The sequence below is a fragment of the Mesorhizobium sp. M2A.F.Ca.ET.067.02.1.1 genome (genome assembly GCF_004023285.1).
GTDB lineage: Bacteria > Pseudomonadota > Alphaproteobacteria > Rhizobiales > Rhizobiaceae > Mesorhizobium.
Window position 1 is genome coordinate 1 of record NZ_RZSB01000471.1, and the last position, 4,796, is coordinate 4,796.

A 4,796-nucleotide genomic window follows, 5' to 3' on the forward strand; every position below is an offset into this window, starting at 1 on the left:
CCTTCTTGGCGACATAGCCGTCCTGCTTCAGGATCTCGTTGCTCTCGGCGGTCACCTCGATCCTGTCGAGAACGGTGGCGTCGCCGCCGTCCTGGGCAAGTGCCGGCCAGACATGGCCGAGGATGGCGCTGCCCGCCAGCAATGATAATCCCCGGCGCCACGTCCTCGACCGCTTCGGCATTAACCTGTCTCCAATACTCATATTTGATCACGCCTCCGCGCTCTCAAATATGAGTATGGGAGTCAAGTATTTTTTTGATGCCTCCTCGAACTTGATGGCGTCACGCCGCGTCAGCCTTCCTGGCAGGCCGGGAGAGGAGCGATGTCTTGCTCCGGCGCCGATCCGCGACGCAGGCCGAGGAAGACGACGATGGCGGTAAGCATGGTGATCGTCGCCAGCACGATGAGCAGCCGGTCGAAGGCCGTCTCGTAAGCTTGGATCAGGGCGCTGGCGTCGGCCAAGTGCAGATGTTGCACCGGTTCGCTGATATTGCCGGTTGCCAGCAACTGCGCTGCTGCGACCGCTTCGGCAGGCGAGGCCAGTCCTTGAGCGCCGAGCTGCGTGGCCGTGAAACCCGACAAGACCGCCATCACGATCGCCAGGGCCACGCCCTCGCTGGCGACGCGGGTGGTGTTGAAGATGCCGACCGCCATGCCGGCGCGCTCCTTCGGCACGACGCTGACCGCCAGTCCGTCCATCAGCCCCCAGGGCAGGGCGATGCCGATGCCGATCAGGACCAGCGGGGCCACAAGTGCGCCGTCCGCCGCAGGCACGCGGCTGAGCCAGACAAGGCCGGCCGCTGCGACGAGGAGGCCAACGCCGCAGATTGTGGCGGGCGCGATCCAGCGCGCCGCCTGGCCGGCGAGCAACGGCAGGATCAGCAGCGGGCCGGAGAGGCAGATCATCAACTGCCCCGCCTTGATCTCGCTCATCCCCTCGATGCCGATGAATCGGCTCGGCAGGAGCACGAGCAGGACGACGAAGGCATAGGCGGGTGCCGCGGCCAGGAACTGGACGCCGACGAAACGCGGGAAGCGGAACAGCGTCAGGTCCAGCATCGGCCGGCGCACGCGCCGCTCGACAATGACGAAGGCGGCAAAGCCCACGGCAGCGATGCCTAGGAGCGCGAGAACGAAGGGATCGGCCCAGCCGCTTTGAGGCGCCTGCAGCACGCCATAAGTCAGCGCGGCAAGCGCGATGGTGAAGGTGCCGGCGCCGGCCCAGTCGAGCCCGGTTGCGTCAGGATCGCGTGATTCGGTGACGGTGCGCAGGCCCAGCGCGGCCGCGGCAACGCCAAGCGCCGCCACCAGAAGGAAGATCGCGCGCCAGCCGAATGTATCGATGAGCAGGCCGGAGGCGACAGGGCCGAAGGCTAGCCCGATGCCGAAGCTGGTGCCGAGAAAACTGAAGGCGCGCAGCCGCGATTGCCCGTCGAATTCCTGGGCAAGTGCTGAGGCACCGCCGGCGAAGGCGGCGGCACCGCCTATGCCTTGCAAGGCGCGGAACATATCGAACCAGACGATATCCGGCGCCAGCATGCAGCCCAGCGCGGCAAGGAGGTAGACAGCGAGGCCGGCGAGAAAAATCCGCTTGCGGCCATGGTTGTCGGCCAATGCCCCGGCCGCCATCAGGCCGGCGCCGAAGGTCAGCATGAAGGCATTGGTCACCCAATTGAGCGCGAGCGGACTGCCGCCGAGATCGGCGGCAATGCGAGAAAGCGCCACGGCGGGGCCGGTAAAGCTCAACGGCATCGTCATGGCGGCAAGGCAGACCGACAGCAGCACAAGCCATCTGCCGGCGGGGCCGGTTCTGGTCATCAAAGTCATGGATTTTCCTATCCGAGGAGGAATTGCCGGCTCGCGCTGACTCGCGTCGCCGATCGCAGCCAAAGATAGGGCAGGGACATTTCCGGCAAAATAGTATTAAATCTCCATTCATACCGGAATGAAACGCTCGAATGGATTCAAGCGATGGATCGTCTCAACGGCCTTCTTGCCTTTGCCCGCACCGCCGAATTCGGCAGTTTCGTAAGCGCGGGGCGAGCGCTCGGCATCTCCGCTTCCGCCGTCGGCAAGAGCGTCGCCCGGCTCGAGCAGGAGCTCGGCGTGCGGCTCCTGCAGCGCAGCACCCGGCGCATCGGCCTGACCGAGGAGGGCAAGCTGTTCAATGAGCGGGTGCGCCGCATCCTCGACGACATCGACGACGCCGAGGCGATGCTGTCACGGACACGCGAGACGCCGCACGGGCGGCTGCGTATCTCCACCCCGATCGTCACCTATCACATGCTGTTGCCGGTGCTGTCGGAATTCATGGCGCGATACCCGGAAATCGAGCTCGATATCGATTTCAACGATCGCATCGTCGACGTCATCGAAGAGGGCATCGACGTCGCGATCCGCAGCGGCGAGCTGCCCGATTCACGGTTGGTGTCGAGGCCGGTCGCGCCCTTTCGCATGATCCTGTGCGCGGCCTCGTCCTATCTCGATCGGCATGGTACGCCTGGCACGCCGGCGGATCTGGCAACGCATTTCGGCATCCATTTCCGTTTCCTCAACAGCGGCAGGCTGCTGCAATGGCCGTTCATCACCGGAAGCGCCGCGCCGCAGATACGCTCGATGCTGACCTGCAACAACATGGAGGCATTGAAGGGCGCGACGCTTGCCGGTCTCGGCATCGCCTGCATGCCCGATTTCCTGGTGCGGGAGGCGCTGCACGACGGAAGGCTGCGGACCGTGCTCGACGAACATGTCGACGGCCGCGGCCAGTTCCGCATGCTGTGGCCATCCAATCGCCACCTTTCGCCGAAGGTCCGCGTCTTCGTCGATTTCCTGCCCGAGCGGCTTGCTGCCGGGCGATAGGTCCCCCGCGGGGTGGTCAGTAGGTGGTGCGACCGCCCGAGAGGTCGAAGGTGGCGCCGGTGGTGAAGGAGTTCTCGTCCGACAGCATGAAGGCGATCATGGCGGCCGCCTCCTCGACCTCGACGAAACGGCCGCGCGGCACCTTGCCGAGCATGTAGGCGACCTGGGCCTCGGTGAGCTGCTCCAGAATGCGGGTGCGGGTGGGCGAGGGCGTCAGCGCGTTGACGGCTATGTCGTATCCGGCGAGCTCCTTGCCGAGCGATTTGGTCAGCGCCAGCACGCCGGCCTTGGCGGCCGAATAGGCGGCGGCGTTGGGATTGCCCTCCTTGCCGGCCACCGAGGAGATGTTGACGATGCGGCCGTAATTGCGCGCGACCATGCCGGGCACCAGGCGCTTGCAGCAATAGAAGACGCCGTTGAGGTCGATATCAACGATCTGGCGCCAGACGGCGGGATCGTAGTCGACCACGGTGGCCGCCGGCCCGGCAATGCCGGCATTGTTGACGAGAAGATCGACGGGGCCAAGCATCTGCTCGGTCTCGGCGGCGGCGCGATCGACGGATTCGATCTGCGACTGGTCGCAAAGGATGGCCTCGAGCCGGCCGAGCGATGCGAGTTCGGCTACGGCCTTGGCCATTGCGGCCTGGTCGATGTCCCAGATGGCCACGCCGGCGCCCGACGACAACAAGCGTCGCGCGACTGCAAGGCCGATGCCTTGCGCGCCGCCGGTCACCACGGCGACGCGGCCGGAAAGATCGACGGCATTCACACGACGGTTCATGGGCATTTTCCTCGCTCCCACCTTGCAATAGCGCGGATCAGGCCCTCACGTTTCGCGCCACCAGCCTGGCTACGCTTGGCCCAATGAGCAGCACGACCAGGAAGCGCGCTGACTGCAAGGCCATGACGAAGGAGATATCGACGTTGCGCGCCGCGGCGGCGATGATGGCGACGCTGTCCATGCCGCCCGGGCTGGTCGCCAGATAGGCGGTCAGCGGATCGATGCCAAGCAGGCGGCTGATGACGAAGGCCATGCCGCCGCAAAAGGCGATCAGCGCGACGATCGAGCCGATGATCTGCGGCAGGGCGCGCGCCGCGTGGCGCAGGATCGGACGCGTGAAGTTCAACCCGATCGACCAGCCGACTATGGCGTAGCTGATCGCCAGCAGCCAAGGCGGCAACTGCATCGGCACGCCGAGGCCGAGATGGATCACCGCGCCGAAAATGAAGGTGCCGAGAAAGAACGGCGAGGGCAGCCTGACCAGCTTTCCGGCCAGGCCGCCTATGACCGCGATGCCGATGGTGGCGGCGAAGGCCAAGGCATCGATCGGCGGAAACCAGACGATGGGCGGCACCTCGACGCCGGATGTGTCGACCCACATCCTGGCAACGAGCGCGGCCGTCATCGAGACGAAGATGACGCGCAGATATTGCATGAAGGCGACGAGACGCTGGTCGGCGCCAAAGGCGCCAGCCATCAGCACCATGGCCGTGGCGGCGCCGGGCGAGGAGCCCCAGACCGCCGTGGTGCCGGGCAGGATGCGCCAGCGGCTGATCAGCCAGCCGAGCAGGCTGGAGGCGGTAACGGTTGCTATCACCACACCGAGGAAAAGCGGCCATTCCTTGTAAAAGGCCGAAAAGATGTCGGCGGAGATCGAATTCGCCACCAGGCAGCCGACGATCGCCTGGGCCGACGCGAAAAGCGGACGGGGCACGCGCACCGTGGCGCCGTTGGTGCCGGCGAGGATGGCGGCAAGCATAGGGCCGATCAGCAGCGCCGCCGGCAGGGCGGCGAGTTCCAACGCGCCGGCGAAGAGCAGCGAGAACACCAAAAGCACCAGCCATTGCCGTGGCGGGCGCAGGCGCGCCGTGCGGTCGATGGGTGCGTGGTCCTGGGATGGTTGCTCTGGCGAGGAGTCCATATCCGGCTCTTAGAC

Annotated in this window: 4 protein-coding genes; 1 reads left to right on the top strand and 3 read right to left on the bottom strand. The window is 65.8% G+C overall.

Annotation, left to right across the window (positions count from 1 at the left end; translation table 11 throughout):
- Positions 1-291: 291 nt before the first annotated feature.
- Positions 292-1,827 carry an MFS transporter gene (locus EOA28_RS25315; protein ID WP_127386084.1) on the bottom strand — a complete coding sequence of 512 codons (1,536 nt, stop codon included), beginning with the start codon at positions 1,825-1,827 and terminating at the stop codon, positions 292-294.
- Between the two features lie 144 nt (positions 1,828-1,971).
- Here EOA28_RS25315 and EOA28_RS25320 point away from each other — a divergent pair, with 144 nt between their 5' ends.
- Positions 1,972-2,859 (top strand): LysR family transcriptional regulator, encoded by an 888-nt coding sequence (locus EOA28_RS25320; protein WP_127252872.1) that lies wholly within the window; start codon positions 1,972-1,974, stop codon positions 2,857-2,859.
- A gap of 16 nt (positions 2,860-2,875) precedes the next feature.
- Here the strand turns inward: EOA28_RS25320 and EOA28_RS25325 are convergent, their stop codons facing one another.
- Both EOA28_RS25325 and EOA28_RS25330 read right to left on the bottom strand, forming a co-directional pair.
- Complete coding sequence (locus EOA28_RS25325) at positions 2,876-3,628, bottom strand: SDR family NAD(P)-dependent oxidoreductase (RefSeq protein WP_127252874.1); 753 nt, start codon at positions 3,626-3,628, stop codon at positions 2,876-2,878.
- Positions 3,629-3,677: 49 nt separating this feature from the next.
- Entirely contained in the window at positions 3,678-4,781 is a 1,104-nt protein-coding gene (locus EOA28_RS25330; protein WP_127252871.1) for an AbrB family transcriptional regulator, read from the bottom strand.
- Positions 4,782-4,796 lie beyond the last annotated feature (15 nt).